A 25,545-nucleotide genomic window follows, 5' to 3' on the forward strand; every position below is an offset into this window, starting at 1 on the left:
CGTGTAAACATCTTTCGGGCGTCACATAACGTGGTCTCGGCAGGGGGCTGATCAGCGATGCACGAGTGGCCGTCGACTCTCGATATCGGAGAGCTGATGGCCGGTGGCTGGCGGCCGACTCCGTTCCGGCAGTTCATCCTGAAGATCCATAGCAGATGTGATCTCGCCTGCAAATATTGCTACATGTACGAAATGGCCGACTCCTCGTGGCAGACCCGACCGAAACAAATGTCACGGGAGACCTTCGCCGCCACGGCCTCGAGAATCGCCCAGCACGCCCACCGCCACGGCCTGGCGAACGTGGAAATCATCCTGCACGGGGGCGAGCCCCTGCTCGCCGGCCGCGAGGCGATCCGCGAGCTCGTCACACTCGTCCGCTCGGCGGTCGGCCCCGCCACCCGGACCGCGGTCGGCCTGCAGACGAACGGCACCCTGCTCGACCTCCCCTATCTCCGGCTCTTCGACGAGCTGGGCGTCCGGGTCGGGGTGAGCCTCGACGGCGACGAGACGATGCACGACCGCGGCCGCCGCCGTGCCAACGGCCAGGGCAGCCACGCCGACGTCCTGCGCGCCCTCGGCCTGCTGGGCTCGCCCGCCTTCAGGCACCTGTTCAGCGGCCTGCTGTGCACCATCGACCTCAGGAACGACCCGATCGGGGCCTACGAGGCGCTGCTCGCCTTCGACCCACCGGCCGTCGACTTCCTGCTCCCGCACGGCAACTGGTCGGCGCCCCCTCCCGGCCGCACCCCCGACACCGAGGCGACACCGTACGCCGACTGGCTGATCCCGATCTTCGACCGCTGGTACGCCGCGCCCCGGCGGCCCACCTGGATCCGGATGTTCAACGAGATCATCCACGGGCTGCTCGGCGGCTCGTCGTCGAGCGAGCAGATAGGCCTGTCCCCGGCGGCGATGGTCGTCGTGGAGACCGACGGCGGCATCGAGCAGTCGGACGCCCTGAAGTCGGCCTACCCGGGCGCGCCGGAGACCGGGCTGCACGTGGCGCGCGACTCCTTCGACGACGTCCTGCTCCTCCCCTCGGTCGCCGCCCGCCAGATCGGCGAGGCGGCCCTCTCCCCGACCTGCCGGGCGTGCCCGGTCTCCCGGGTCTGCGGAGGAGGCCACTACGCCCACCGCTACCGCTCCGGCCACGGTTTCGCCAACCCCTCCGTGTACTCCCCCGACCTCCTCCGTCTCATCGGGCACATCAAGAGAACGGTCGAAGCCGACCTTTCGGCCCGATCGAAACGGCAGAGAAAGGGCACGATGAACCTGCGTGAGCACCGGATCGCGGCCGGGACGTTCTCGGAACTCGCCGCCGGAGGCGGGGGCGGCCCCGCGGTCGCCGAACTGTCCGCCGCACAGCACAGCAAGCACGTCCTCCTCGTCCGCGGGGTGCTGGAGACCGCGCGGGCGAGCGGCCATCCCGACGGCGCCGCCACCCGCCGCGCCTACGACCTGCTCGCCACCGTCCAGCGCCGCTACCCCGGCGTCGTCGACGCCGTCCTGCGCCACCCGTCGGTGGGCGCCTGGGCGCGCCGTACGGTCAAGATGCTCGTCGCCGGCGACGGCGACGCGGCTCCGGGACAGCTCGCGGCGCTCGCCGCCGCCGCGGCGATCCGTTCGGGCACCGCCTGCGAGATCGACGTACCGGCGGTGGAGGGGGTGGTCACCCTGCCGTCACTGGGGCAGGCGGTCCTGCCGCCGACCGTCTCGGCGGCCACGGTCGAGTGCGGCCCGGACGACACCGAGATCACCGCGGACGGGATCATCGTCCGGATTCCCCGCGACCCCCGCCAGGACGCCCCGGGGTGGCGGGGGCTGCGTTCGCTGTCCAGCGAGGCGGACGGCATGTCGCTCCGCCTGGTCATCGACGACCTCGACCCCTACCGGATGCCGGGGACGGGCAACATCGGCGGGCGTCTCACCGAGGCCGAGACCGAGCGGTGGCAGTCGGCGCTGCACGGGGCCTGGGATCTGCTGGTGCGCCACCACCGGGTCGTGGCCGAGGAGGTGGCCACGGCGATCACGGTCCTCACCCCGCTGGTCGCGCCCGCCAGGGGCCAGTCGAGCTCGTCCTCGCGGGAGACCTTCGGCTGCGTGGCCCTGTCGACGCCGCCGGACGCGTCCTCGCTCGCGGTCACGCTGACGCACGAGACGCAGCACGCGAAGCTCTCGGCCCTGCTCGACCTCGTCCCCCTCACCCTCCCCGACGACGGCTCCCGCCACTACGCCCCCTGGCGCGAGGATCCCCGCCCCGTGCCGGGGCTGCTCCAGGGCGCGTACGCCTTCCTGGGCGTGGCCGGCTTCTGGATGCGCCAGCGCGGCCTGGAGTCGGGGGAGGCGGCCCTGCGCGCGCACGCGGAGTTCTACCAGTGGCGCGAGGCCTCGCGCCTGGTCACCGGCACCCTGCTGGGCAGCGGGCGGCTCACCCCCGCGGGGGAGAGCTTCACGGCCGGGATGGCACGGCGCCTCGACGGCTGGTCGCGGGAGAGCGTGCCGGCCCGCGCGCGGGCCATGAGCCGTGAACGCTCGGACGACCACCGCGCGCGCTGGCTCCGGCGCAACGGTTAGAGGGCGGGCGGGTCGAAGTCGAAGTCGAGCCGCTCCCCCCTCAGCGCCACCGCCGTGTCGGGATGGTCCTCGCCCAGCACCCGCCGGTAGCGCTCGAAGGTGTCGGCCTCCAGCCTCTCCGCCTCCGCCAGGGCTCCCCGGACCCGCAGGTCGACGACGAGGTTGTTCGCGCAGGCGAGGGTGAGCGGGTGGTCGACGCCCAGCAGCTCCCGCAGCTGGGCCAGGGTCTCCTCGCCCAGCCGCCCGGCCTGGGAGGTCTCTCCCCTGGCGGCGAGGTCGCTCGCGAGGTTGATCGCGCAGGTGAGCGAGTAGTGGTGCTCGCGCCCCAGCGTGCGGTCGAAGCCCTCCAGGCATCTCAGGTCGAGCGCGTTCGCCTCCTCGACCTCCCCGTTGACCCGCAGCAGCAGGGCGAGGTTCATGTCGCAGCCGAAGGTGAAGGGGTGCTCGTCCCCGTATCTCCTGGGGTAGCGGGCCGCGGTGTCGCGCAGCAGCTCCAGCGCCTCGTCGATCTCCCCCCTGGTGCGCTGCGCGTTGGCCAGGCACAGGGCGGCCGCGAGCGTGTCGGGGTGGTCGCGGCCGAAGATGCGCTCCTCCAGCTCGAACGTCCGCTGGGCGATCTCGAACGCCTCGTCGATCAGCCCGGCCCTGCGCTTGGCGATGGACAGGTCCTTGGCGGCGCGCAGGGTCCTGGGGTGGTCGGCCCCCAGCTCCTGGACGCTGGAGTCGTAGGCGTCCTCGCCGATGTCGCAGGCCTCGGAGTATTCGCCCCTGAGCCGAACGATGCGGGCCAGCCCGTTCCACGAGGTGAGGATGGACTGCTGGCTCGACTTGGAGTCGCTGGAGCGCTGCAGCGTGTAGGCGGTCTGCTGCAGCTCGCTCGCCTTCTGGTAGTCGCCGAGCAGCATGTAGTCGAGCGCGAGGTTGTTCATGGTGCGCAGCGTCCGGCGGTGCTTCGGGCCGAACAGCGCCCGGTGCTGGCGCAGCGACCCCTCGTCGTGTGCCAGGGCGGCCGCGAAGTCGCCCCGCATCCTCAGGTCGCCGCCGTGGCTGTTGGTGAGCAGCAGGGTCTCCTCGTGGTCGGGCCCGAGGACCTCCCGCATGCGCGCCAGGGTCACGCGGTTGAGCTCGAAGGAGGCCCGGTAGTCGCCGAGCTCGCGCAGGACGATCCCGGAGTGCCGGTGCGCGGAGAGCACGTGCTGGTCCTCCTCGCCGCTGTCGGCCCGCCATCTCTCGATCAGGCGCCCGACGAGACTCCTCGCCGACTGGTAGCCCCCCGACGAGTAGAGGTAGCGCACGACGTCGAGGGCGAAGCGGCGGATGCGGGGGTCGCGGCTGACCTCGATCTGCGCGGGGGTCACGTGGCTGAGCAGCTCCGCGTAGCGCGGCCACAGGACGTTGTCGTCGGGAAGGCCCGGTGACGCCGCCGCCAGCAGCAGGTGCACCTCGTGGCGGAAGGAGGCGTGCTCCTCCTCGCTCAGCTCGTCGCGCAGCAGCGCCTGGATCAGCCGGTGCACCTGGATGGTCCGGTTGTCGGAGTCGATCCTGGCCAGGGCGTAGCGTCCCAGCTCCTTGATGCCCTTGCTCAGCAGGATCGGGTTGTCGAGGAGCGGGCCGAGGCGCGACCCGGGCGCGAAGTCGTCGGGAAGCACCCCGAACACGTCGCGGGGGATGGGATCGGGCCCGAAGAAGGCGCAGCAGCGCAGGAGCTCCACGGCCTCGGGCAGCTTCGCCTTGAGCTGGGACACCGACAGCGACCACGCCGCGGTCATGGACAGCGGGTAGTCGGGCGCCTTGTTGGCCCCGAGCAGCTGGGCCGTCTGCTCCTGCAGCAGCCGGAGGTACTGCTCGACGGACATGCCGGTCTCGGTCTGCAGGGCCCCGGCCTGCTCCAGGGCGAGCGGCAGGTCGCCGAGCTGGTCGGCCAGCCGGTTCCTGTCGTCGAGGCTGGTCGAGCTGGGCACCCGCTTGCTGAGGAACTCGATGCTCTCCGCCCGGGTGAAGACGTCGACGGGCAGGGTGTCGACCACGCTCTGCCAGGCGTGGTTGCGAGAGGTGATCAGGACGTGCCCGGGACCGCGCGGGACGATCTCGTTGATGTCCTCCGGCTGTTCGGCGTTGTCGAAGACGAGCAGCCAGCGGGAGTAGGGCTCGCCTCGGCGCAGGGCGTCCAGCACGGCCGCGGAGGCGTCCTCCACGCCCATCGCGGAGGAGGAGGGCACCCCCAGGTGCGGGGCGAGCGCGGCCAGCGAGGAGCGCACCAGCATCGGCTGGTCCGCGGGGATCCACCAGACCAGGTCGTACTCGTGGCGGAAGCGGTAGGCGTACTCGATCGCGACGTGGGTCTTGCCGACGCCGCCGAACCCGTGGAGGGCGTGCGGCACCACCGCGGTGACCTCGGAGGTGACCCCGGTGTGCAGCTTGTCGAGAAGGTCTTCCCTGCCGGTGAAGTTCTTGTTCTGCTGGGGGACCTTTCCCCAGACCTGGGGCTGGCGTCCCGTTTCCCGGGAAGCCCCCGACGACTGTGAAATGGGCACGCGACCGCCTCCACTCGCCCGATTTGGGATCAGCCTAGACGTCCGGTCCTCGCAAGCGCATAAACGAAGGGGTCAGAGTCTTATGGCTACGCCCCAAAGGACATCACCGTCACACCCTAAAAAGGATTATTATCCGTATACCATACTGCCCGGTCTTCAAATTATCGCCCGGAGCGCTCGCCCGGTCATCGGAAGAGTGTAACGATGGCCTCGGGCGGGGACACACGGAAGAGCCGGGAACGCGGGGGTGTGAGGGAGATCCGCATGAGCGACGAAGCCGTCATGGCCGACGCCGATTTCGGCAGGGGTCTGATCGACCTCACGAAGATGAACCTGGCCGATCTTGACGGGATCGGCGATTCCGTCCTCGGTCTCGCACTGCGCGAAATAGTCGAGGACGAGGACACCGGTCCGGTGGCCGGATTCGATTCGTTCATATCAAAACCTTTGTAACAACCCACCGATGTGCGACATTGGAGTGCGAGACTCACGCTCTTTGTCGACAAACATGGTGGAGCCGTGGACGACACCGACTGGGAACGTTTGATCGACCAGCTCGGCAGGGGTGATTGCGCCCCTTTCCTCGGGGCGGGAGCCTGTGCCGGCACCCTTCCCACCGGCACCGTCCTCAGCAACCGATACGCCCTCCGCTACGGTTACCCGTTCTCCGACGCGGGCGACCTGGCCCGGGTGATGCAGTACGGCGAGGCCGTGGTGCGCGATCCCGTCGACCTCAAGGAGGCGGTCTGCGGCCACCTGCGCTCGCACGGGCGGCCTCCGTCGGGTGATCCCGGCGAGCCGCACCGGCTGCTGGCCACCTTTCCGCTGACGACGTTCCTCACGACGAACTACGACGACTTCCTGGCCGAGGCGCTGCGGGCGGAGGGCAAGGAGCCCCACGTGGCCGTCTCCCCCTGGTGGGACACCGACCCCACCTCGGCCCCTCTCCTGCCGGAGCCGACGGTGCAGCGGCCCATCGTCTACCACCTGCACGGAAGCTGGGCGGAGCCCGCGTCGCTGGTGCTGACCGAGGCCGACTACCTGACGTACCTCGTCAACATGGTGGACGCCGTCGCGACCGACGGGCGGCACCCGCTGCCGACCCCGATCCTGCGGGCGATGACCACCCGGCCGCTGCTCTTCGTGGGCTACAGCCTCCAGGACTGGACGTTTCGGGTGCTGTTTCACGGCCTGGTGCGCAACACCCCCCGCAGCAACAAGCGGCGGCACGTGAGCGTGCAGCTCATGCCCGAGGTCGGCAGAGGTGGCGGAGGCGGCGTGGGCGCCGAGAGCGCCGAGAGCGCCGAGAACAAGGCCAGGCGCTACATCACCCACTATCTCGACCGCTGGAACATCTCGATCTTCCTGGGTACCGCCTCGGAGTTCTGCGCGGAACTCCGGCGGAGAATGGGACGGACGCCATGACGACCGCGACTCGCGCCGGCGACGGGACCGTCCGGCCGTACGTGGGACTGCGCCCCTACGACCGCAGCGAGCACGCGCTGTTCTTCGGGCGGGAGCGCGAGGCCCGCGACATCGCCACCATCTGGCAGGCCACCGGCCTCACCGTGCTGTTCGGGGCCTCGGGGGTCGGCAAGACGTCCCTTCTCCACGCGGGCGTCCTGCCGCGCGTCGAGCCCGAGCGCGCCGACGTCCTGCCCATCGCCCGCGTGTCGCCGCGCGGCATCACCTCGCTGCGCCCGAAGGTGCCCGGCAACCCCTACGTGCTGGCGCTGCTGTCGGCCTGGGCGCCGGACCGGCCGCTGCCGGCGCTGGCCGGGCTGACGGTCTCGGACTTTCTGGCCGAACGCCCCGAACGCACCGACAGGTACGGCGACCCGGTGCCCGTGCTGGTCGCCGTCGACCAGGCGGAGGAGCTGTTCGGCGGCCCGCTCGACCGTGAGGAGGAGCGCCACGGGCTCCTGCGTCAGCTGGCGAGGGCGGTGGAGGAGCACGACGGCCTCCACCTGCTGCTGTCGCTGCGCGAGGAGTATCTGGCCTCCGTCCTGCCGCACGAGCGTCCGCTGGGCCGGGGCTCGCGGGCGCGGTTCCAGCTGCCGCCGCTCACGCGCGCCGCGGCGCTCGACGCCACCACGAGGCCGCTTGAGGGTACCGGCCGGTTCTTCGCCCCCGGTGCCGCGGAACGGCTCGTCGACGACCTACGTACCGTCCCGATCTCCAACGACGAGGGGCAGACGACCACGCTGACGCTGAACACGGTCGAACCGGTCCAGTTGCAGGTCGTCTGCTCCGCGCTGTGGGAGTCGCTGCCCTCCGGTCTCCGGGAGATCAGCGTGGAGCACGTGAACCTGCACGTGAACGTCGACCGGTTCCTGACCGGCTTCTGCGATCGGATGCTCGCCCGCGTCTCGGCCGAGTCCGGTGTCACCTCCAGCGAGATCCGCTCCTGGTTGCGCAAGACCTTCGTCACCGAGCACGGGACGCGCAACACCGTCTACGAGGGCCTCCACGAGACGGCCGGCATGCCGAACGCCGTCGCCAAGGCGCTGGAGGACTCCCACATCCTGCGGGGCGAGCACCGGCTGGGGATCCGCTGGTACGAGCTGCAGCACGATCGCCTGATCGGCTCGGTGCGCCAGTCGCGGCCCCCGGCGGCCTATCTCGGCGACGCGAGGCTGGCGCTGGCCAGGGGCGGGTGGGAGACGGCCCGCGGGCTCGCGGAGGAGGCGGTCCGCGCCTCGGGGGGCGCTGAGACGTGGGTGCGGGCCGAGGCGCTGCTGATCCTGGGGGAGGTGGCGTCGGCGGAAGGCGAGGTGGAGAGCGCGCGGAGCCGGTTCGAGGAGGCGGCCGACCGGTTCGCGACGCTCCAGCGGTTCAACGGGGTGGCCTCCGCGCTGACCGGGGAGGGACGGCTCTGGCTGTCGCAGGGACGGTACGACAGCGCGGTCGAGCGGCTGCGCGCCGCCCTCTCCTGGGTTCCCAACGACCTGCCCGCGCAGCTGGCGCTCGGGCAGGCCCTCTGGCACCTGGGACAGCCGCGCGCCGCCCTCGCCCTGCTCAACGGGGCCGTCGCGCTCGCGGACGAGCCCCCCGCCGAGGCGCTCGCGCTGCGCGGCGAGATCCTGGCCGACCTCGGAAAGCCCGCCGAGGCCCTGCGCGACCTGGACCTCGTCCGCAGGCACCAGCGGCCCGCCACGATCGCCGCCAGGGCGCTCGCCCTCGCCCTGGAGGAGCGGTTCGACGCCGCCCAGCAGGAGATCCTCGACGCGCTCGCCGGCGAGTCCGACAGCGGTCCCGTCCTGGTGCGGGCCGCGCGCGTCCACGCCCTGCTGGGGCGGCCCGCGATGTCGGAGGGGCTCGCCTCGCGGGCGCTCGGCGCGGTCACTCCTGGGCTTCCACCGCATCTGCGGAAGCAGGCCGAGGAGCTCCTGCGGAAAACGGCGTGACGTCGTCGCGTCTCGCCGCCTCCCACATGTGGTCGAACTGGTTCACCCAGTAGGTGTACCAGCGCTCGTCGCGGCCACGGGTCAGCTCCAAATGCATGCGCGAGGAGGTCGAGGCGTTGTGGAAACCGTGAATCTCCACCATGACACGGCCCCTGGGGGTTTCCGGGTCGACAAGCACGAGGCTGAATCCCGGGCTGTAGGAAAGCAGGCGGTATTCGAACTCGCCCGCGGTTTTCCAGCCGCTCATCAGCCGGAGGCGTTCCATCGTGCTGTCCAGCGCGGCGGGAAGCCGCTGGACGGGAAACTCGATCGAATCGTCCAGCTGCTTCGCGGCCTGCCGGACCGCCGTCTTCTCCATGGGGTCGAGAATGACGATCCTGGCCTTTCCCCTCTCCCGCGCGAGCACCGTGTTGCGGATGAGCTCACAGGTCTGCGCCGAGAGCAGGTTGACCGCGGACGGCGCGAACACGCGCACGTCACGGGCCTGGGCGAGCAGTGAGGAGAGCGGCACCGCGTCGTACACGGAACGGTCGTGCAGAAGACCGGCAGGCGATTCCGAGGGCTCCGCGGGCAGAGTGAGCCGGTAGAGGAGCAACCCGACCCCGGAGAACAAGACGGCCCATCTGAGGTCGACGTCCAGCTTGTCGCCGAAGATCGAGAGAAAGGCGAAAGCGAAGAGAACGACCGTGAGAGCATACGCGTCGATATGCTGCCTGGCCTTGAAATCCCTGCCGATTCTTTGTAACCAACGCACACCGACCCCCAGCTCTTGGGCGCTGTCGAGAACAGCTATGCCCATTGTCCGGGCCGGGATCTCTTAATGCCCGATCTTGCCGGTTCCGGTCGTCCGGGCCCTCCCGTTGGGGAAAGGCCCGGAATCCGTAATTCCGATGACCGGCCGGACCGGTGGCCCGCCAGACGGTGGCCGCCTAGACGGTGACCGGCTGGCGGCGGCGCTGCCAGAGGGTGTCGACGGCCAGGGCGCCGCCGCCGCCGAAGGCGACGGCCAGGGTGCCGGCGGCGAGGGCGAGGACGAACTCGTAGCCGCCCTCGCCCACCGAGAAGCCGTTGGGGAGGTGGACGAAGAAGAGGGCGCCGAGCATGTCGAGCGCGAGCAGGACGCCGAACACGGGCAGGGCCGCGCCCAGGATGAGGGCGATGCCGCCGACGACCTCCAGGACGGCGACCGCCGGCGCGACGACGGCCGCGAGCGGGATCCCCACGGACTCGAAGAACCCGGCGGTCTGGGTCAGTCCCGACGTCAGGAACTTCTGCGCGCCGTGGACCAAGAAGATCACGCCGAGGGCGATCCGCGCCAGCAACAGGGCATAGGGACGTACCTGGTCAAGCATGATGACTCCTCTTGTCATTCGAATTTGCACCAAACCATAGCGGTTAGTTCAAATTTGAACAAGCAGTACAATATTCCGGTGAGCGACACGAAATGGCTCAATGAGAGCGAGATGGCCGCGTGGATGGCCTATGTGGCCGCGACGCACCTTCTGGAGCGCCGTGTCGAGGACCAGCTGAAAGCCGACTCCGGCCTGACCCACGCCCAGTACGAGATCCTGGCGAAACTCTCCCAGCAGCCCGGCGGGCGGCTACGGATGACCGAGCTGGCCAACCGGCTGATCGTTTCGAAGAGCGGTCTCACCTACCAGATCGGGCAGCTGGAGCGGAGGGGGCTCGTCACCCGGGCGGCGTGCCCGTCGGACGAGCGGGGCGTGCTGGCCGTGCTCACCGAGGAGGGCACGCGCTGCCTGGAGCGCACCGCGCCGGGCCACGTGGCCGTCGTGCGCGCCTTCCTGATCGACCGGCTCACCCCCGAGGAGGTCGAGACCATGCGACAGATCATGACGAAGGCCACCGCGGCCATGGAGGCGGCCCCCGCGGGCCCGCTCCGCGCGCTCCGGCCGGGCAAAAGCCCAGGGTAACGCGCGCGACGGACCCTCGGGACCGGTTCTGCCCTTCGGCCACGCGGTCGCGGGGAAGGCGGAAGAATCCGCTACGGCTCGCGCGGGGGGCATACCGCGCGAGCCGTAGCGGATCACTGCCGCGTCACCGGGTCAGGCGGCGGCGCAGCCGACCGAGGAGGGCGCGCCGTTGCTCCCCGACCAGTTACCGGTGAACCCGAAGGACGCCGAGGCGCCCGGGGAGAGGTTGCCGTTGTGGGACACGTTCCGCACCGAGACGGCCGCGCCGCTCTGGGTGTGCTGCCCGTTCCAGAGCTGGGTGATGCTCTGGTTGCCGGGGAAGGACCAGTTCACCGTCCAGCCCGTGAGGGCCGCGGTGCCCGTGCTCCGTACGGTCACCTCGGCCTGGAAGCCGCCCTGCCAGGAGCCGACCAGTTTGTAGGCGGCGGTGCACGCCCTGCCCACGCCCGGCGTCGGGGTGGGGGTCGGCGTCGGGGTCACGGTGGGGGTGGGCGTGGGATTCGGGGTGACGGGCGGGGCCGCCATGGCCAGGTCGTAGGCGCGCTGCGGGACGAACTGCCCGGCCCCGGCGATGCAGCCGTCCGCCTCGCCCGGCAGCTTGATCCACAGGAAGGCGTCGATCACCGGGTCGCCGGTGACGTTGGTGCTCGGCGTGCCGATCGCCCGGCCGGGCGGGTCACACCACTCGCTGCCCTGCGGGCCGTTGCCGTTGCGGCTGGTGTCGATCACCGCGCGGAGCCGGGAGACGCCGGTGGCGGAGATGACGTTCTTGGCGTACGCGATCTCGGTGGAGGTCCATCGGTAGTTGGAGACGTTCAGGGCGATGCCGTCCGCGCTGTTCGCCACGTCCGCGGCGTTCAGGCGGGCGGCGGCCTCCGAGGGCGACAGCCACCCCGAGTGGCCGATGTCGAAGTAGACCCTCGCCGAGGACGAGGCGGCCTTCAGCCTCTTGCCGGCGTATGCCATGGAGGCCCTGGTCTCCTGCTGCTGGGAGGAGTTCATGCAGTTGGTCATGATCGGGAGCACGTCGGGCTCCAGGATGATCGACGCCGGGCGCCCCTGGAGACCGGCGGCGAGCTCGTCGATCCACTGCCGGTAGACCGTGTGGTTGGGCGCGCCGCCCGTACTGGCGCCGCTGCAGTCGCGGTTGGGGATGTTGTAGACGACGAGGATGGGGATCTTGCCCGCTCCGGCCGCCGCTCCGACGAACGCCGACACCTGGCCGCGCACGGCGGAGGTGTTGGTGGTGGTGAACCACCGGGCCTGTGGCACGGCGGCGATCCGGTCCCGGATGACCGGCGCCCTGGAGTCCCCGGGGTTGGCCGCGACCCACCTGGCGGCGCTGGTCTCCGGATCGACGTAGAACGGGGAGTCGGCGGCGGACGCGCCGGAGGCGACGGCGACCGCGGCACCTGACACGATCACCAGGGCCGCGCAGAGCGTGGCCAGGATCGATCTTCTTGGCATGGATCGGCTCCTTCGAGGGAGGCATGGGAGCGCTCCCACAATAGGTGGCGCACCCTGCCCGGACGTAGTCGGCACCGGTGCCGCCTCACATCGCGACACGCTGACCTGTGCGAACACCTCCGGCACCCGATGAAAGTTTCAGCACCCCGGGCCCGGCCGCCGTCGATCGGCGAGACGGGGACCTTCGGCTCCCGGACCGCGCTCCTTCACTATCGGCGTACCGAGGGAGGTCAGTACGGCAGGGACCTCCGTGGCCGGTATCCATGAGACGGGAGGCGAGGGGGATCTCCCCCTCGCCTCCCACCGGCCGTCTCAGCCGGCCGGCTCAGCCATCGAGATCGTCACGGCCGCAGCGGCCACCGCCGCAGCACGAGCGGCCCGTGACCTCCTGGCCGTCGGGGCCGGTGACGGCCTCGAAAACGAACTCGGGCCCCATGCCCTCGCGAGTGATGTCATCGTTCACGATGTTTCTCCCTCCAGGAGCGCCCGCCGGGGCAGGGCGCGGTGGCGACCCGATGCCGGGCCGGTTTCCCCGCGGTCCGGCACACCGGGTGCGCCGGGCGCGGAGGACTCGGTGACGGTGCCCGAGGGCGCCGTGTCCTCAGACCAGACCGGCCAGTACCAGCTTGGCGAGCGTCTCCGCGGCGCGGGCGCGATCACCGCCCACCTCGGCGACCACCTGGTCGGCGTCGCGGGTGCCGTCACAGCGGGCCAGCAGCCTGGCGGTGCCGTCATCGATCCGGTAGGCCCGTACGACGGGCGCCCCCCAGCGGCGCTGCAACAGCACCCGCGTCCGTACGGCGGGCAGCTCACCGATCGGCGGCCCCGCGGTGACGTCGTGGGTGTACGTCTCGACCCGGGCGGCGGCCGACAGCCGGAGCGCCCCGATCGCCCGGTCGCCGGATCCCGCCGCGGTGGCGGCGTCGCGGGCGGCCAGCACGGCGTCCCGGTCGTGGACCAGCGTGGCGCGCGCCAGCTCGTAGCGGGCGTAGGCGGTCAGCCGCGGTGTCGCGTGGCTCGCCAGCCAGGCCGTCAGCCGTTCGGACTCCCCCATCCCGAACGGCCGGTCCACCGGCTGCGGGCGGCGTACGACACCGTGCGCGAACTCCTCCCACAGGGCACGGTGGCCGCCGAGAAGCTCGGCGGCCGTGTCCGGCAGGCACGCGGCGACCGCCGACCGCAGCTTGCCCAGCACGCCGGTGTACGTCACCCGGTAGCCGTCGGGCGCGGCCCCGCTCAACATGGCCAGCTCGGCGTCGCTCAGCTCGTACCGGCGCTGCAGCCTCGCGGGGTCCTCGCGTAGCAGCGCGGACTCCGCCTCGCAGACCAGCATCGCCGCGAGCGCGTCCTGCACGCCCATCACGCGTCTCCCGCCCGCTGTGCCGTCACCCGGCCCGCCCGCTCTCCGGTGGCGCGGGGGCGCAGCGCGGTTCGCGCGCGGTCGATCTCGGCCAGCAGGTCGCCGAAGTCGTCGGGGAAGTTCTGGTCGCGTTCGACCAGCGTGGCCTTGACGCGCGTACGCGACACCAGCTCCGCCAGCAGGTCCCACACCCGGGCCGGGATCGCGGCACCGTGGCTGTCGAGGGAGAGCCGGTCCCCGTCCCCGTCGACACCACCGGCCAGGTGCACCTGGACGACCCGTTCGACCGGGATGGCGTCGAGGAACTCCAGCGGGTCGAAGCCGTGGTTGCGCGCGTTGATGTCGAGGTTGGCCAGATCCAGCAGCAGCCCGCACTCGCAGTGCTCCAGCACCTCGGTGACGAACTGCGCCTCGGTCAGCGGGGTGGCCAGGTCCACGTAGTAGGTGATGTTCTCCAGCAGGAACGGCCTGCCCACCGCCTCCTGCACCCGCCGCGCCCTGCGTCCCAGCCGCCGGGCGACCTCCCGGGTCCTCGGCAGCGGCACCAGCAGCCCGACGTCGACCCTGTCGGTACGGGTGAAGCACAGGTGGTCGCTGAACCACGGCGCGTCGATGTCCGCCACCAGCGCGGCCAGCGCCTGTACGTAGGCCGCGTCCGGCTCCCGCTCCGAACCGATGGACAGTTCCAGCCCGTGCGGCACGATCGGGAAGCGGCGGACCAGCTCCCGCAACCGCTCACGCTCGTCGGCCGGGGCGAACAGGTAGCGCTCGGTGATCACTTCCAGCCAGTCGATCCGGTCGGCGTGCGCCTCGATCGCCTCGGCCAGTTCCGTGCGATGTCCCAGGCCGGACCCCAGTGCGGGCAACCCTGTCAGCATGTGGTTCTCCCATCACTTCACAGTGATGTTCACGAGCACTTCACAACCGCTGTACCCCGCAACGTGCCCGACGGGATCCGGAGCCACGCTGGGCCGCCACGTCAAACTTCCGCAAAGCGACGGCCCGGCCGGGGGCGTCGCGCCTCGAGGTGGACGCGACCTCGGCGGGTCAGAGGCCGGAGAGCCCCAGCTCCCGGGCGATCAGCATCCGCTGGACCTCGCTGGTGCCCTCGCCGATCTCCAGGATCTTGGCGTCGCGGTAGAAGCGGCCGACCGGGTACTCGTTCATGAACCCGTAGCCGCCGAAGATCTGGGTGGCGTCGCGGGCGTTGTCCATCGCGGCGTCGCCGGCGACGAGCTTGGCGATGGCGGCCTCCTTCTTGAACGGCTCCCCCGCGAGCATCTTCTCGGCCGCGTGGTAGTAGGCCAGCCGGGCGGTGTGGGTGCGGACCTCCATGTCGGCGATCTTGAACTGGATGGCCTGGTAGTGGCCGATGGGGTGGCCGAACGCGTGGCGCTCGCGGACGTAGCGCAGCGACTCGTCCACGCAGCCCTGGGCGAGGCCGGTGGACAGGGCGGCGATGGCGACGCGGCCCTCGTCGAGGGTCTGCAGGAACTGCGCGTAGCCGCGCCCGCGCTCGCCGAGCAGGTTCCCCGCCGGGACGCGGCAGCCGTCGAAGGAGAGCTCGCGGGTGTCGGAGCAGTTCCAGCCCACCTTGGAGTACTTCTTCGAGACGGTGAGGCCGGGGGTGCCGGACGGCACCAGGATCGTGGAGATCTCCTTCTTGCCTCCGGGCAGCTCGCCGGTGATCGCGGCCACGCCGATGACACCGGTGAGGTCGGTGCCGGAGTTGGTGATGAACGCCTTCGTACCGTTGATCACCCATTCGCCGCCGTCCAGCACGGCGGTGGTCCGCATGCCGCCGGGCACGTCGGAGCCGCCGCCGGGCTCGGTGAGGCCGAAGGCGCCGAGCATCTCGCCCGACGCCAGCCGGGGCAGCCACTCGGCGCGTTGCTCGGGCGTGCCGAACCGGTGGATCGGCATCGCGCCCAGCGACACCGCGGCCTCGACGGTGATCGACACGCTGGAGTCGACCCTGGCCAGCTCCTCCAGGGCGAGGCAGAGCGCGAAGTAGTCGCCGCCCATGCCGCCGTGCTCCTCGGGGATCGGCAGCCCGAACAGGCCCATCGCGCCCATCTGCCGCACGATGTCGTAGGGGAACTCCTCGCGCTCGTAGAGGTCCCCGATCACCGGGGCCACCACGTCGCGGGCGAACGCCTCGACGGTCTTGCGAAGCTCCTCGTACTCCTCGGTCAGCTTCATGGTCACTCCTCGACGTTCTCTGCGGTGGTGCGGGACGGGTTCTCGCCCAGGGCCTGGACGACCCGCGACGGGCTGGGACGGCCGAGCCTCGCGGCCAGCCAGGTGCTGGTCTCCACCAGCGAGGAGAGGTCCAGCCCGGTCTCGACGCCGAGGCCGTGCAGCATCCAGACGAGGTCCTCGGTGGCGAGGTTGCCGGTGGCGCTCTCGGCGTACGGGCAGCCGCCGATGCCGCCGGTGGAGGCGTCGACGACGGTCACGCCCGCGCGCAGGGCGGTGAGGGTGTTGGCCAGGGCCTGGCCGTAGGTGTCGTGGAAGTGCACCGCGAGCCGGGAGGGGCCGCCGAGGGCCTCGACCAACGCGGCGACGTGGCCGGGGGTACCGACGCCGATGGTGTCGCCGAGCGACAGCTCGAAGCAGCCCAGGTCGAGGAGCCTGCGCCCGACGGAGACGACCTGCGCGACGGGCGTCGGCCCCTCCCACGGGTCGCCGAAGCACATCGAGACGTACGCCCGCACCTTCAGGCCGTGCGCCAGCGCCCGCGCGACGACCGGCTCGAACATCTCGAACTGCGACTCCAGCGTCCGGTTGAGGTTCCTGTTCGCGAAGGTCTCGGTGGCGCTGGCGAAGATCGCGATCTCCTCGACGCCGTGTTCGAGGGCGCGGTCGAGGCCGCGCTCGTTGGGGACGAGCACCGGGTAGCGCACCCCGGGGACCCGTTCCATGCTCGTGAGCAGCTCCGCGGCGTCGGCGAGCTGCGGCACCCATTTAGGGTGCACGAAGCTGGTGGCCTCGATCACGCGGTGTCCCGCGGCGGCCAGCCGGGCGACGAACTCGGCCTTGACCTCGACGGGGACGACCGCGGCCTCGTTCTGCAGCCCGTCGCGGGGCCCGACCTCGTAGATCGTGACCCGCTCGGGCAGTCCGGCCGCCCGGACCCGCTGTGGCTCGCGCATCATGCCCTCCTCACCGGCTCGCGCCACACGGTCCCCACTGCCGACGATGTCGGCGGGGTCGGCGGGGTCGCGACCTCGGCGATCCATCCGGTGGTGACCCCGCCGCCATCGTGCGTCACGGCCCATCTGACCGCCCGCGTCGCGATCTCCCGGCGTTCCCGTACGACCCGCTGTTCCCGTACGGCCCGCACGACCGGCCGCTCCCGTACGACCCGCGCGATCGACCGTTCCCGCACGGCCCGCGCGACCGGCGCGGTGCCCGTCACGGCTCCTCCCCGCGGACCACGGCGAGCACGGCGTCCATCGCGACCGCCTGGCCCGCCCGGACCCGCACCTCGGCGACGACCCCGCCGATCGGCGCGGTCACGGTGTGCTCCATCTTCATCGCCTCCACGATGAGCAGCGGCTGTCCCTCGGCGACCCGCTCCCCCTGACCGGCCTTCACCACCAGGACGGTGCCCGGCATCGGGCTGCGGACCAGCCCGTCCCCGGGGCCGCCCGCGCCGGTCCGGTCTCCGGGGTCGCCCAGGTGACGGCGGGTGAGCGCCCAGGCGTCGCCGTCGCGGCCGAGCCAGACGGTGTCGCCGTCCCTGGCGACGGTGTAACGCCTCGCGGTATCGCCGAGGGTGACGAGCAGGTCGCCCCCGTCGCCCCCGTCGTCGCGGCCGCCCTCTTCGGCCAGCCGCGCCCGTACGGGCTCAGCGCCGGGCGGGCAGACCTCGGCACCCGAGGCGGGCAGGCCGCGGACCCTGAGCTCGGAGACGCCGTCGCGGGTCTCCAGCCGGTAGACGGTCCAGGCCGCCTCGCCCAGCCGCCAGCCGTCGGGGACGTCCCACGGGTCGGCGGGCGCCCCGGCGGGCACGGCGGGCACGGCGGGCACGTGCTCGCGGTGCAGGACCAGGGCGGCGGCGGCCAGGACGTCGCCGGGGACGGCGGGGACGCCCTCGCGGGGGACCAGCTCGCCGAGGTGGCACTCGACGAGGCCGGTGTCGAGGTCTCCGGCGACCACGGCGGGGTGGCCGATCAGGGCCCTCAGGAAGGCGACGTTGGTGGGCACCCCGAGCACGACCGTGGCCGCGAGCGCGCCGTCGAGCCTTCGCAGGGCGGCCGCCCTGTCGGGGCCCCAGGCGACGACCTTCGACAGCATCGGGTCATAGTCGCTGCCGACCAGTCCCCCGGCCATCAGCCCGGAGTCGACCCGCACCCCCGGCGGCTCGCGCAGCGCGAGGACCCGGCCGCCGGTCGGCAGGAAGCCCCGGGAGGGGTCCTCGGCGTAGACGCGGGCCTCGACGGCGTGGCCGTCGAGGCGCACCTCGTCCTGGGTGAGCGGGAGGGGCTCACCGGCGGCGACCCTGAGCTGCAGCTCGACCAGGTCCAGGCCGGTGACCAGCTCGGTGACGGGGTGCTCGACCTGCAGACGGGTGTTCATCTCCATGAAGTAGTAGTCGCCGGTCTCGCCCTGGACGATGAACTCGACCGTCCCGGCACCGGTGTAGCCGACGGACCTGGCGGCCTCGACCGCCGCCGCGCCCATCGCGGCCCTGGCCTCGGCGTCGAGGAGCGGGGACGGCGCCTCCTCGACGATCTTCTGGTGGCGGCGCTGGAGGCTGCACTCGCGCTCGCCCAGGTGGATGACGCCACCGTGCGCGTCGGCCATCACCTGGATCTCGATGTGCCGGGGGTTCTCCACGAACCGCTCGATCAGCAGGGTCGCGTCGCCGAACGCGGCGGCGGCCGTACGGCGGGCGGAGGCGAGTGCCTCCGGCAGCTCCTCGGCGGAGCGTACGAGCACCATGCCCTTGCCCCCGCCGCCCGCCGAGGGTTTGATCAGCGCGGGGAAGCCGACCCGTACGGCCGCCTCGGCGAGGTCGTCGCCGGGCTCGGCGCCGCCGGGGACGACGGGCACACCGGCCGCCGAGACGGTGGCCTTGGCACGGATCTTGTCGCCCATCGCCTCCACGGCCTCCGGCGGCGGGCCGACGAAGACGAGCCCGGCCGCCGCGCAGCGCCGGGCGAAGGCCGCGTTCTCGGCGAGGAAGCCGTATCCGGGGTGCACCGCCTGGGCTCCGGTCGCCTCGGCGGCGGCGATGATGCCGTCGGCGTCGAGGTAACCGCCGGGAAGCCGCACCGCGACGTCGGCCTCGCGGACGTGCCGCGCCCCGGCGTCGGCGTCGCTGTGCACGGCGACGGAGCGGATGCCCAGCCTCCTGAGGGTGCGGGTGATCCGCAGGGCGATCTCGCCGCGGTTGGCGACGAGGACGGTGTCGAACATCCGACGAGGTGGCGGTGAGTGGGTCATGGGTGGGGTCACATCCGGAAGACGCCGTAGCCGACGGGTTCGAGGGGGGCGTTGGCCGAGGCGGACAGGGCCAGGCCCAGGACGGTACGGGTGTCGAGGGGGTCGATGACCCCGTCGTCCCACAGGCGGGCGGTGGAGTAGTAGGGGTTGCCCTGCTCCTCGTACTGCGCGCGGATGGCGTCGGGGTCGGCGTCGCCCACGGTGGACAGGACGTTGGCGGCCTGCTCGCCGCCCATCACCGAGATGCGGGCTCCCGGCCACATCCACAGGAACCGGGGCGAGTAGGCGCGCCCGGCCATCGCGTAGTTTCCGGCCCCGAACGAGCCGCCGACGACCACTGTGAACTTGGGCACCCGGGCGCAGGCGACGGCGGTGACCATCTTCGCGCCGTGCTTGGCGATGCCGCCCGCCTCGTACGCCCTGCCGACCATGAACCCGCTGATGTTCTGCAGGAACACCAGCGGGATGTTGCGCCGGTCGCACAGCTCGATGAAGTGGGCGCCCTTGAGCGCCGACTCGCCGAACAGGATGCCGTTGTTGGCGACGATCCCCACGGGGTGGCCGTGGAGGTGGGCGAACCCGGTGACGAGCGTGGCGCCGTACTCGGCCTTGAACTCGCCGAACCTGCTGCCGTCGACGATCCTGGCGATGAGCTCGCGGACGTCGTAGGGCGTGCGGGTGTCGGCGGGGACGATGCCGTACAGGTCGCGGGGGTCGTGCGCGGGCTCCTCCGAGGGCGCGCGCTCCCAGGGCGGGGGGGTGCGCGGCGCGAGGGTGGAGACGATGTCGCGGACGATCCGCAGCGCGTGGCGGTCGTCGTCGGCGAGGTGGTCGGTGACGCCGCTGACGCGGGCGTGCAGGTCGCCGCCGCCCAGCTCCTCGGCGCTGACCTCCTCGCCGGTGGCGGCCTTCACCAGCGGCGGGCCGCCGAGGAAGATCGTGCCCTGGTTGCGGACGATCACCGCCTCGTCGCTCATCGCCGGGACGTACGCGCCGCCCGCCGTGCAGGAGCCGAGGACCGCGGCGATCTGCGGGATGCCGCGCGCCGACATGGTGGCCTGGTTGTAGAAGATCCGGCCGAAGTGCTCGCGGTCGGGGAAGACCTCGTCCTGCCGGGGCAGGAACGCGCCCCCCGAGTCGACGAGGTAGACGCACGGCAGGTTGTTGTGGAGGGCGACCTCCTGGGCCCGCAGGTGCTTCTTGACGGTGACCGGGTAGTAGGTGCCGCCCTTGACGGTGGCGTCGTTGGCGACGACCACGCACTCGCGCCCGGAGACGCGGCCCACCCCGGTGATGATCCCGGCGGCGGGGGCCGCGTCGCCGTACATGCCGTTGGCGGCCAGCTGGGAGAGCTCCAGGAAGCGCGAGCCGGGGTCGAGCAGGGAGTCGACGCGGTCGCGGGGCAGCAGCTTGCCCCGCGAGACGTGCCGGGCGCGCGACCGCTCCGGGCCGCCCAGCCCCGCCACGGCGACGCGTTCCCTGAGGTCGGCGACGAGGCGCTCGTTCACCTCGGCGTTGCGCTTGAAACCCTCGTCACCCGGGTCACAGGCGCTCCGCAGCACCGGCCAGCCACTCATGGGAGCCTCCCCGTCCGGTCTTCCGGCTCTGTCACCGCTGGGTCACCGATCCCAGCTTCACCGCAGATGTTAGTCATTATTAACGTTACCGTCTACCATACGAGAGGTGACGACTGTTCAGCCCTCCACCCGCAACCGTGGCTCCCGGCGTGCGGAGATCCTGGACGCCGCGGCGGAGCTGTTCGCCGCACGCGGCTTCCACGGCGTCTCGATCGAGGACATCGGCGGCGCGGTCGGCACCTCGGGCCCGGCCCTGTACCGGCACTTCAGCGGCAAGGAGGCCCTGCTCTCGGAGATGCTGCTGGACGTCAGCGAGCGGCTGCACACCTCGGGCGCGCGCCGCGTGACCGAGGCCGCCGACGCCGAGCAGGCGCTGGACGCCCTGCTCAGCTGCCAGATCGAGTTCGCGCTCAGCCACCCGGCGCTGATCACCGTGCACGACAGGGAGCTCGGCAACGTCCCCGAGCCCGCGCGTCGGCGGATCCGCAGGCTGCAGCGGCTGTACGTCGAGGAGTGGGTCACCGTGCTGAGCGAGCTCTACCCGGGGCGCCCCCAGGCCGGGCTGCGCGCCGCGACCCACGCCGTCTTCGGACTGCTCAACTCCACCCCGCACAGCGCGGGCGAGCTGCCGCCCGCGGCGATGGCCGAGCTGCTGCGCGGCATGGCCCGTGCGGCGCTGGCAGCCACCCAGGGTTAGGGATCGCTAACCCCTGACGAAGACTTCCCCTCGCCTGGACGGGCTCCACGCCTGCGAGGGGGTCACCACGACCGTGCACGGCGCCTCGCGCAGCATCACCTGACAGACCGGGCCGATGGCGGGCTCCAGCGGGTCGTGACGCTCCCGGTCGGGGACCACCAGCAGGTCCGAACGGTCGGCCGCGTGGCGGAGCACCTCGACGTGCGGCCGTGTCTCGATCATGGTCTCCACCTCCACCAGGGGATACTTCTCCTCCCACAGCGCGACGCTGGTGTTGAAACGAACGGCCGCCGACCTGATGTCGCCCGCGTCCTCGGAACAGAGGCAGATGATCAGCAACGCCGCCCTGCGCAACCTCGCCTCCTCGAAGGCGATGCCCAGCTCCGTCGAGTCGATGCCCGCGTCCTCCACCGCGATCGCCACGCGACCGGCGCGCGGGTGGCCGGGCCGCCTGACGACGGCCACCGGGCAGTGGGCGTGCGCGGCGACCTCGACGGTCGAGCCGATCCGCAGCTCGTCGGGCCCGCCGACGCCGCGCGGGCCGATCGCGATCAGCTCCGCGGAGTTCGACAGGCCCACCAGGGCGGCGGCCGGAGTCCCCTCCACCAGCTGCCCGCGCACCGGCACCCTGGGCGCCAGTTCCCGCGCCGCCATCAGCCCGCTGTCAAGGACGCGCCTGCCCATCCGGCGGACGACCTCGGTGGTCTCGGGGGCGAGGGAGAGCCTGGGGTAGGGCCACTGCCAGGCGTGACAGACGAGCAGCGGAAGAAATCTCAGGCGGGCGTCCTCGACGGCCCATCGCAGGGCCAGCCGGCTCTCCGCCGATCCGTCGTATCCGACGACCACCGGTCGCCCCTCGTCCTGTACCGGCATTGCGGCTCCTCTCCCGCGTCACTCCTTTCCATCCTTCTCTCATCCGCCCGCCGGGAAGGGCGTGCTTCCACAAGACTCTTCTTGTTTTACGGCTCGTATCGGCAAAGATGCCTTCTCCCGCCCGGGGGCGGCGGGAGGGCGCCTCAGAACCGGCCGGAGCCGGGAGGGGGTCCGCACGGGCCGCACGAGCCCGCCGGAGCGGTACGGCGACCGGTGACCGGCACGGCCGTCGACACGGTCATCAGGTCATCAGGTCATCAGGCCATCAGCGCGATCACCGGCATGTCATCGGCGCCAGGCGGTCACGGGCGCGGGCCGATCAGCAGACCGGTCACAGGCACGAAGCGGCCACGGTCGCGACGCCGACCGGCGAGCAGAGCGCTCCCGCCCAGGCGGCCACGGCCGACGCGACCACGAGCGGCGTACCCGGCGCGGCGAAGATCACCGGGGACGGCACGGCCTGGACCGGCGGGACGGCCACCGGCGGGGCGGCATCGGGGGGAACGACGACCGGCGGGGTCGTACCGGGCGGGGTCGTGTCGACCGGCGGGGTGGTACCGGGCGGAACGGCGCCGGGCGGGGTCGTGCCGTCGACCGGTGGAACGGCGCCGGGCGGGGTGGTACCGGGCGCGGTGCCGTCGACCGGCGGGGTCGTGCCGGGCGGAACGGCGCCGGGCGGGGTCGTGTCGGACGGCGGCGGAGTCCCGGGCACCGAAGCCGCGGGCGGCGGGACGGGGGGCGGCGTCGCTGCCGAAGGTGACGAGGATGACAGCGCGGACATCGATGCGGCCCCCGGCACCGGTGGGTTCCCGGGCGCCGGTGCGCTCCCGGTGCCCGGTGCGGCGGTGGCCGGTATCCCGGGGACCGGCGTGTCGGCGGAAAGGGCCGTGACGGACGGCGCCGCATCCGGAAACGGCACGGCGGCGTGGGCGGTGGCCGGCAGCATGACGACCGCCCCCACCGCCCCGGTGAGAATCAGTTTTCCAAGCATGTGTGTCTCCACTCATGTGACCGATGGGATGGACGTGAACTCCGAAGATGCTGGCAGCCGCCGTACCCGCCGATGGCAAAGACACCCTCCGCAGGAAGTCCGCAGCGGGAACGGCTTGTGGCAACAAGGGAGGGTGGATACTCACGGATCGGAACACAGGGTCAGGAAACGAATGCGCGCGCGTCGTCCGGGGTCTCCGCGCCTTCGGCCGGCCCGTCCCGCCTGGGAGTTCCGGCTCCGGAGTTACCGCTCTTTGTCATCGGACGGATCGTAAAATCGCGCCTGACAAGCTGTCATGAATGGCGGTTAAACACGATCGGTCCACCATCATGCGCACACCAAAGATGTCAAGGTTCAGGACGGCATCCGCCGATGGGGGACATAATCGGGCTGTGGCGCGCGACACTGTTGAGACCCATTTCACCGAGGCCGTGACCGCCCTTTCTCCTGGGGCGCCGCGCGATCCCGGCCTGCCCGTACGCGAGGGCACGACCCTGACGGGGGCGCGGTGCCGCGAGCTGTTCGAGTTCCAGCTCGGCAGCAGGCTGCTGGACGTCACCGCCCGCTGGCTGCGTGAGCAGGGCCAGGGCTTTTACACGATCGGCTCGGCCGGGCACGAGGGCAACGCCGCGGTCGCCGCCGCGCTGCGCGCCACCGACCCGGCCCTCCTGCACTACCGGTCCGGCGCCTTCTACCTGACCAGGTCGGCGATGGCGGGGCGGCTGCCCGAGGAGGGGCTGCGCGACGTGCTGCTCGGCCTCACCGCCTCGGTCGAGGAGCCGATCGCGGGCGGACGGCACAAGGTCTTCGGCCACCCCGGCCTGGCGGTGATCCCGCAGACCTCCACGATCTCCAGCCACCTGCCCCGCGCGGTGGGCGTGGCCTTCGCCGTCGAGCGCGCCCGCCAGCTCGGCCTGCCGGGGCCGTGGCCCGCCGACGCGATCGTGACCTGTAGCTTCGGCGACGCCTCGACGAACCACGCCAGCGCGCTCTCCGGCCTCAACACGGCCGCCTACGGCTCGTACCAGAAGCTGCCGCTGCCGATCCTGTTCGTCTGCGAGGACAACGGCCTGGGCATCAGCGTGCGCACCCCCGAGGGCTGGGTCAAGGCCGCCCGCCACCCGTTGATGAGATACTTCGAGGCAGACGGCTGCGACCTGGCCGACGTCCACGACATGGCGGTGGCCGCCGCCGACCACGTCCGCGCGCACCGCGCCCCCGCCCTGCTGCGCGTCGGCACCGTCCGGCTGATGGGCCACGCGGGCTCGGACGTGGAGCTGTCGTACCGCACCAAGCGGGAGATCGACGCCGACCTGGCGCGCGACCCGCTGGTGGCGACCGCCAGGCTGCTCGTCGAGGCCGGGCTGACCACCCCCGACGAGCTCCTGGTCCGGTACGAGACGACGCGCGAGCACCTGTTCAAGATGGCGATGGAGAGTTCGCGGCGGCCCCGGCTGGTCTCCGCCTTCGACATCGTGGAGCCGCTGGCCCCGCGCACCCCCGTGGCCGTCGCCGCGGCCAGCGCCCGGGTGGCGGCCCCGGATGTCAGGTCGAGGGCCTTCGCCGGCAGGCTCCCCGAGCGGGAGGGCCCGCTGACCTTCTCCCAGTCCGTCAACCGCACGCTCGCCGACTCCCTGGCCGCCCACCCCGACGTGCTGGTCTTCGGCGAGGACGTGGCGCGCAAGGGCGGCGTCTACGGCGTCACGCGCGGCCTGCAGAAGCGCTTCGGCCCCGGCCGGGTGTTCGACACCCATCTCGACGAGCAGGCCGTGCTCGGCCTGGCGCTCGGCTCCGGGGTCTCCGGCCTGCTTCCGGTGCCCGAGATCCAGTATCTGGCGTACCTGCACAACGCTCTGGACCAGATCCGGGGCGAGGCCGCGACGCTCCAGTTCTTCTCCCAGGGGGCCTTCCGCAACCCGATGGTGCTGCGCGTCGCCTCCTACGCCTACCAGAAGGGCTTCGGCGGCCACTTCCACAACGACAACTCCGTCGCCGCGCTGCGCGACATCCCGGGCCTGGTCGTGGCCTCCCCGGCCCGGCCCGACGACGCCGCCTCGATGCTGCGCACCTGCCTGGCCGCGGCCCGCGTCGACGGCGGCGTCTGCGTCTTCCTCGAACCCATCGCCCTGTACAACACCCGCGACCTGTTCGAGGAGGGCGACAACGGCTGGCTCTCCCCGTACGCCCCCCCGGCCCGGTGGGCGGAGACGCACATCCCGATCGGGCGCGCCCGCAGCTACGGCGACGGCCGCGACCTGACCATCGTGACCTTCGGCAACGGCCTGCGGATGAGCCTGCGCGCCGCGGTGCGGCTCACCGCCGAGGGGCACAGCTGCCGGGTGCTGGACCTGCGCTGGCTCTCCCCCCTGCCGGTGGAGGATCTGATGCGGGCCGCGGAGCTGACCGGCAGGGTGTTGATCGCCGACGAGACCCGCCGTACCGGAGGCGTCTCGGAGAGCATCGTCGCCGAGCTGCTCGACGCGGGTTTCACCGGCAGGATCGCCCGGGTGACCTCCTCGGACAGTTTCATCCCACTGGGCGAGGCGGCCAGGCACGTGCTGCTGTCGGAAGCCGAGATCGAAGCAGCCGCCCGCAAGCTGCTCGGCTGACCCGCCCTCCGGTTCGGAATCCTCGAATCGACCCCACCGCTCCATCGGAACGTATTCAATTGGTCGCA

General features: G+C 71.9%; 21 protein-coding genes. 7 read left to right on the forward strand and 14 right to left on the reverse strand.

Going from position 1 to position 25,545, the window contains the following annotated elements:
• Nucleotides 1–96: 96 nt before the first annotated feature.
• Nucleotides 97–2,574, forward strand: a complete 2,478-nt coding sequence (locus tag ABD817_RS34900) for an FxsB family cyclophane-forming radical SAM/SPASM peptide maturase (RefSeq protein WP_344922758.1) — start codon at nucleotides 97–99, stop codon at nucleotides 2,572–2,574.
• Here ABD817_RS34900 and fxsT read toward each other — a convergent pair.
• Complete coding sequence (gene fxsT / locus ABD817_RS34905) at nucleotides 2,571–5,108, reverse strand: FxSxx-COOH system tetratricopeptide repeat protein (RefSeq protein ID WP_344922673.1); 2,538 nt, start codon at nucleotides 5,106–5,108, stop codon at nucleotides 2,571–2,573. The two genes, ABD817_RS34900 and fxsT, sit on opposite strands and share 4 nt — an antisense overlap.
• A gap of 264 nt (nucleotides 5,109–5,372) precedes the next feature.
• Here fxsT and fxsA point away from each other — a divergent pair, with 264 nt between their 5' ends.
• From fxsA to ABD817_RS34920, 3 genes are all read left to right on the forward strand, one after another.
• Nucleotides 5,373–5,561, forward strand: coding sequence for an FxSxx-COOH cyclophane-containing RiPP peptide (gene fxsA, locus ABD817_RS34910; protein ID WP_344922675.1), 189 nt, complete (start codon nucleotides 5,373–5,375; stop codon nucleotides 5,559–5,561).
• 66 nt (nucleotides 5,562–5,627) lie between these two features.
• The gene (locus tag ABD817_RS34915) at nucleotides 5,628–6,533 is read left to right on the forward strand and encodes an SIR2 family NAD-dependent protein deacylase (protein ID WP_344922677.1); all 906 of its coding nucleotides are present in this window, start codon (nucleotides 5,628–5,630) and stop codon (nucleotides 6,531–6,533) included.
• Nucleotides 6,530–8,515, forward strand: a complete 1,986-nt coding sequence (locus tag ABD817_RS34920; protein WP_344922679.1) for a tetratricopeptide repeat protein — start codon at nucleotides 6,530–6,532, stop codon at nucleotides 8,513–8,515. The genes ABD817_RS34915 and ABD817_RS34920 overlap by 4 nt, the downstream gene beginning before the upstream one ends.
• On the opposite strand, the gene ABD817_RS34925 is transcribed toward ABD817_RS34920, so the two are convergent.
• Together ABD817_RS34925 and ABD817_RS34930 are read right to left on the reverse strand one after the other, a co-directional pair.
• On the reverse strand, nucleotides 8,451–9,314 hold the full coding sequence (locus tag ABD817_RS34925; protein ID WP_344922681.1) for a hypothetical protein: 864 nt from the start codon (nucleotides 9,312–9,314) through the stop codon (nucleotides 8,451–8,453). The genes ABD817_RS34920 and ABD817_RS34925 overlap by 65 nt on opposite strands.
• A gap of 130 nt (nucleotides 9,315–9,444) precedes the next feature.
• Nucleotides 9,445–9,867: a DoxX family protein gene (locus ABD817_RS34930; RefSeq protein ID WP_344922683.1), complete on the reverse strand. Its 423-nt coding sequence runs from the start codon at nucleotides 9,865–9,867 to the stop codon at nucleotides 9,445–9,447.
• A 78-nt stretch (nucleotides 9,868–9,945) separates the two neighbouring features.
• Here ABD817_RS34930 and ABD817_RS34935 point away from each other — a divergent pair, with 78 nt between their 5' ends.
• Nucleotides 9,946–10,449 (forward strand): MarR family winged helix-turn-helix transcriptional regulator, encoded by a 504-nt coding sequence (locus tag ABD817_RS34935; RefSeq protein WP_344922685.1) that lies wholly within the window; start codon nucleotides 9,946–9,948, stop codon nucleotides 10,447–10,449.
• Between the two features lie 132 nt (nucleotides 10,450–10,581).
• Here ABD817_RS34935 and ABD817_RS34940 read toward each other — a convergent pair whose 3' ends face one another.
• The 9 genes from ABD817_RS34940 to ABD817_RS34980 all read right to left on the reverse strand — a co-directional run bounded on the left by ABD817_RS34940 (nucleotide 10,582) and on the right by ABD817_RS34980 (nucleotide 20,307).
• Nucleotides 10,582–11,916 carry a glycoside hydrolase family 6 protein gene (locus tag ABD817_RS34940; RefSeq protein ID WP_344922687.1) on the reverse strand — a complete coding sequence of 445 codons (1,335 nt, stop codon included), beginning with the start codon at nucleotides 11,914–11,916 and terminating at the stop codon, nucleotides 10,582–10,584.
• Between the two features lie 325 nt (nucleotides 11,917–12,241).
• A complete protein-coding gene (locus ABD817_RS34945; protein WP_344922689.1) occupies nucleotides 12,242–12,379 on the reverse strand; it encodes a hypothetical protein in 138 nt (45 codons plus the stop codon).
• Between the two features lie 138 nt (nucleotides 12,380–12,517).
• Complete coding sequence (locus tag ABD817_RS34950) at nucleotides 12,518–13,276, reverse strand: hypothetical protein (RefSeq protein ID WP_344922691.1); 759 nt, start codon at nucleotides 13,274–13,276, stop codon at nucleotides 12,518–12,520.
• On the reverse strand, nucleotides 13,276–14,154 hold the full coding sequence (locus tag ABD817_RS34955) for an MbnB/TglH/ChrH family RiPP precursor modification enzyme (protein WP_344922693.1): 879 nt from the start codon (nucleotides 14,152–14,154) through the stop codon (nucleotides 13,276–13,278). The genes ABD817_RS34950 and ABD817_RS34955 overlap by 1 nt, the downstream gene beginning before the upstream one ends.
• Before the next feature lie 169 nt (nucleotides 14,155–14,323).
• Entirely contained in the window at nucleotides 14,324–15,478 is a 1,155-nt protein-coding gene (locus ABD817_RS34960; protein ID WP_344922695.1) for an acyl-CoA dehydrogenase family protein, read from the reverse strand.
• Between the two features lie 2 nt (nucleotides 15,479–15,480).
• On the reverse strand, nucleotides 15,481–16,434 hold the full coding sequence (locus ABD817_RS34965) for a hydroxymethylglutaryl-CoA lyase (RefSeq protein ID WP_344922697.1): 954 nt from the start codon (nucleotides 16,432–16,434) through the stop codon (nucleotides 15,481–15,483).
• Complete coding sequence (locus tag ABD817_RS34970) at nucleotides 16,431–16,697, reverse strand: hypothetical protein (protein ID WP_344922699.1); 267 nt, start codon at nucleotides 16,695–16,697, stop codon at nucleotides 16,431–16,433. The genes ABD817_RS34965 and ABD817_RS34970 overlap by 4 nt, the downstream gene beginning before the upstream one ends.
• On the reverse strand, nucleotides 16,694–18,703 hold the full coding sequence (locus ABD817_RS34975; protein WP_344922701.1) for an acetyl/propionyl/methylcrotonyl-CoA carboxylase subunit alpha: 2,010 nt from the start codon (nucleotides 18,701–18,703) through the stop codon (nucleotides 16,694–16,696). The genes ABD817_RS34970 and ABD817_RS34975 overlap by 4 nt, the downstream gene beginning before the upstream one ends.
• A 35-nt stretch (nucleotides 18,704–18,738) precedes the next feature.
• Nucleotides 18,739–20,307 (reverse strand): carboxyl transferase domain-containing protein, encoded by a 1,569-nt coding sequence (locus tag ABD817_RS34980; RefSeq protein WP_344922703.1) that lies wholly within the window; start codon nucleotides 20,305–20,307, stop codon nucleotides 18,739–18,741.
• Nucleotides 20,308–20,404: 97 nt separating this feature from the next.
• Here ABD817_RS34980 and ABD817_RS34985 point away from each other — a divergent pair, with 97 nt between their 5' ends.
• Entirely contained in the window at nucleotides 20,405–21,004 is a 600-nt protein-coding gene (locus ABD817_RS34985) for an SACE_7040 family transcriptional regulator (protein ID WP_344922759.1), read from the forward strand.
• A gap of 6 nt (nucleotides 21,005–21,010) precedes the next feature.
• Here ABD817_RS34985 and ABD817_RS34990 read toward each other — a convergent pair whose 3' ends face one another.
• Nucleotides 21,011–21,877 (reverse strand): universal stress protein, encoded by an 867-nt coding sequence (locus ABD817_RS34990; protein ID WP_344922705.1) that lies wholly within the window; start codon nucleotides 21,875–21,877, stop codon nucleotides 21,011–21,013.
• A 331-nt stretch (nucleotides 21,878–22,208) separates the two neighbouring features.
• Nucleotides 22,209–22,589 (reverse strand): hypothetical protein, encoded by a 381-nt coding sequence (locus tag ABD817_RS34995; RefSeq protein WP_344922707.1) that lies wholly within the window; start codon nucleotides 22,587–22,589, stop codon nucleotides 22,209–22,211.
• A 671-nt stretch (nucleotides 22,590–23,260) separates the two neighbouring features.
• Between ABD817_RS34995 and ABD817_RS35000 the strand changes: the two genes are divergently transcribed.
• Nucleotides 23,261–25,477: a thiamine pyrophosphate-dependent enzyme gene (locus tag ABD817_RS35000; RefSeq protein WP_344922709.1), complete on the forward strand. Its 2,217-nt coding sequence runs from the start codon at nucleotides 23,261–23,263 to the stop codon at nucleotides 25,475–25,477.
• Nucleotides 25,478–25,545: the final 68 nt, after the last annotated feature.

The organism is Streptosporangium oxazolinicum, assembly GCF_039537505.1.
Lineage (GTDB): Bacteria > Actinomycetota > Actinomycetes > Streptosporangiales > Streptosporangiaceae > Streptosporangium > Streptosporangium oxazolinicum.

What these genes read in the sequence shown, in the direction of transcription:
- ABD817_RS34990 (WP_344922705.1), bottom strand. Translation starts at nt 21,877, where the DNA reads ATGCCGGTACAGGACGAGGGGCGACCGGTGGTCGTCGGATACGACGGA.
- ABD817_RS34980 (WP_344922703.1), bottom strand. Translation starts at nt 20,307, where the DNA reads ATGAGTGGCTGGCCGGTGCTGCGGAGCGCCTGTGACCCGGGTGACGAG.
- ABD817_RS34900 (WP_344922758.1), top strand. Translation starts at nt 97, where the DNA reads ATGGCCGGTGGCTGGCGGCCGACTCCGTTCCGGCAGTTCATCCTGAAG.
- ABD817_RS34955 (WP_344922693.1), bottom strand. Translation starts at nt 14,154, where the DNA reads ATGCTGACAGGGTTGCCCGCACTGGGGTCCGGCCTGGGACATCGCACG.
- ABD817_RS34925 (WP_344922681.1), bottom strand. Translation starts at nt 9,314, where the DNA reads ATGGGCATAGCTGTTCTCGACAGCGCCCAAGAGCTGGGGGTCGGTGTG.
- ABD817_RS34920 (WP_344922679.1), top strand. Translation starts at nt 6,530, where the DNA reads ATGACGACCGCGACTCGCGCCGGCGACGGGACCGTCCGGCCGTACGTG.
- ABD817_RS34930 (WP_344922683.1), bottom strand. Translation starts at nt 9,867, where the DNA reads ATGCTTGACCAGGTACGTCCCTATGCCCTGTTGCTGGCGCGGATCGCC.
- ABD817_RS34950 (WP_344922691.1), bottom strand. Translation starts at nt 13,276, where the DNA reads ATGGGCGTGCAGGACGCGCTCGCGGCGATGCTGGTCTGCGAGGCGGAG.
- ABD817_RS34965 (WP_344922697.1), bottom strand. Translation starts at nt 16,434, where the DNA reads ATGATGCGCGAGCCACAGCGGGTCCGGGCGGCCGGACTGCCCGAGCGG.
- ABD817_RS34975 (WP_344922701.1), bottom strand. Translation starts at nt 18,703, where the DNA reads ATGTTCGACACCGTCCTCGTCGCCAACCGCGGCGAGATCGCCCTGCGG.
- ABD817_RS34960 (WP_344922695.1), bottom strand. Translation starts at nt 15,478, where the DNA reads ATGAAGCTGACCGAGGAGTACGAGGAGCTTCGCAAGACCGTCGAGGCG.
- fxsA (WP_344922675.1), top strand. Translation starts at nt 5,373, where the DNA reads ATGAGCGACGAAGCCGTCATGGCCGACGCCGATTTCGGCAGGGGTCTG.
- ABD817_RS34940 (WP_344922687.1), bottom strand. Translation starts at nt 11,916, where the DNA reads ATGCCAAGAAGATCGATCCTGGCCACGCTCTGCGCGGCCCTGGTGATC.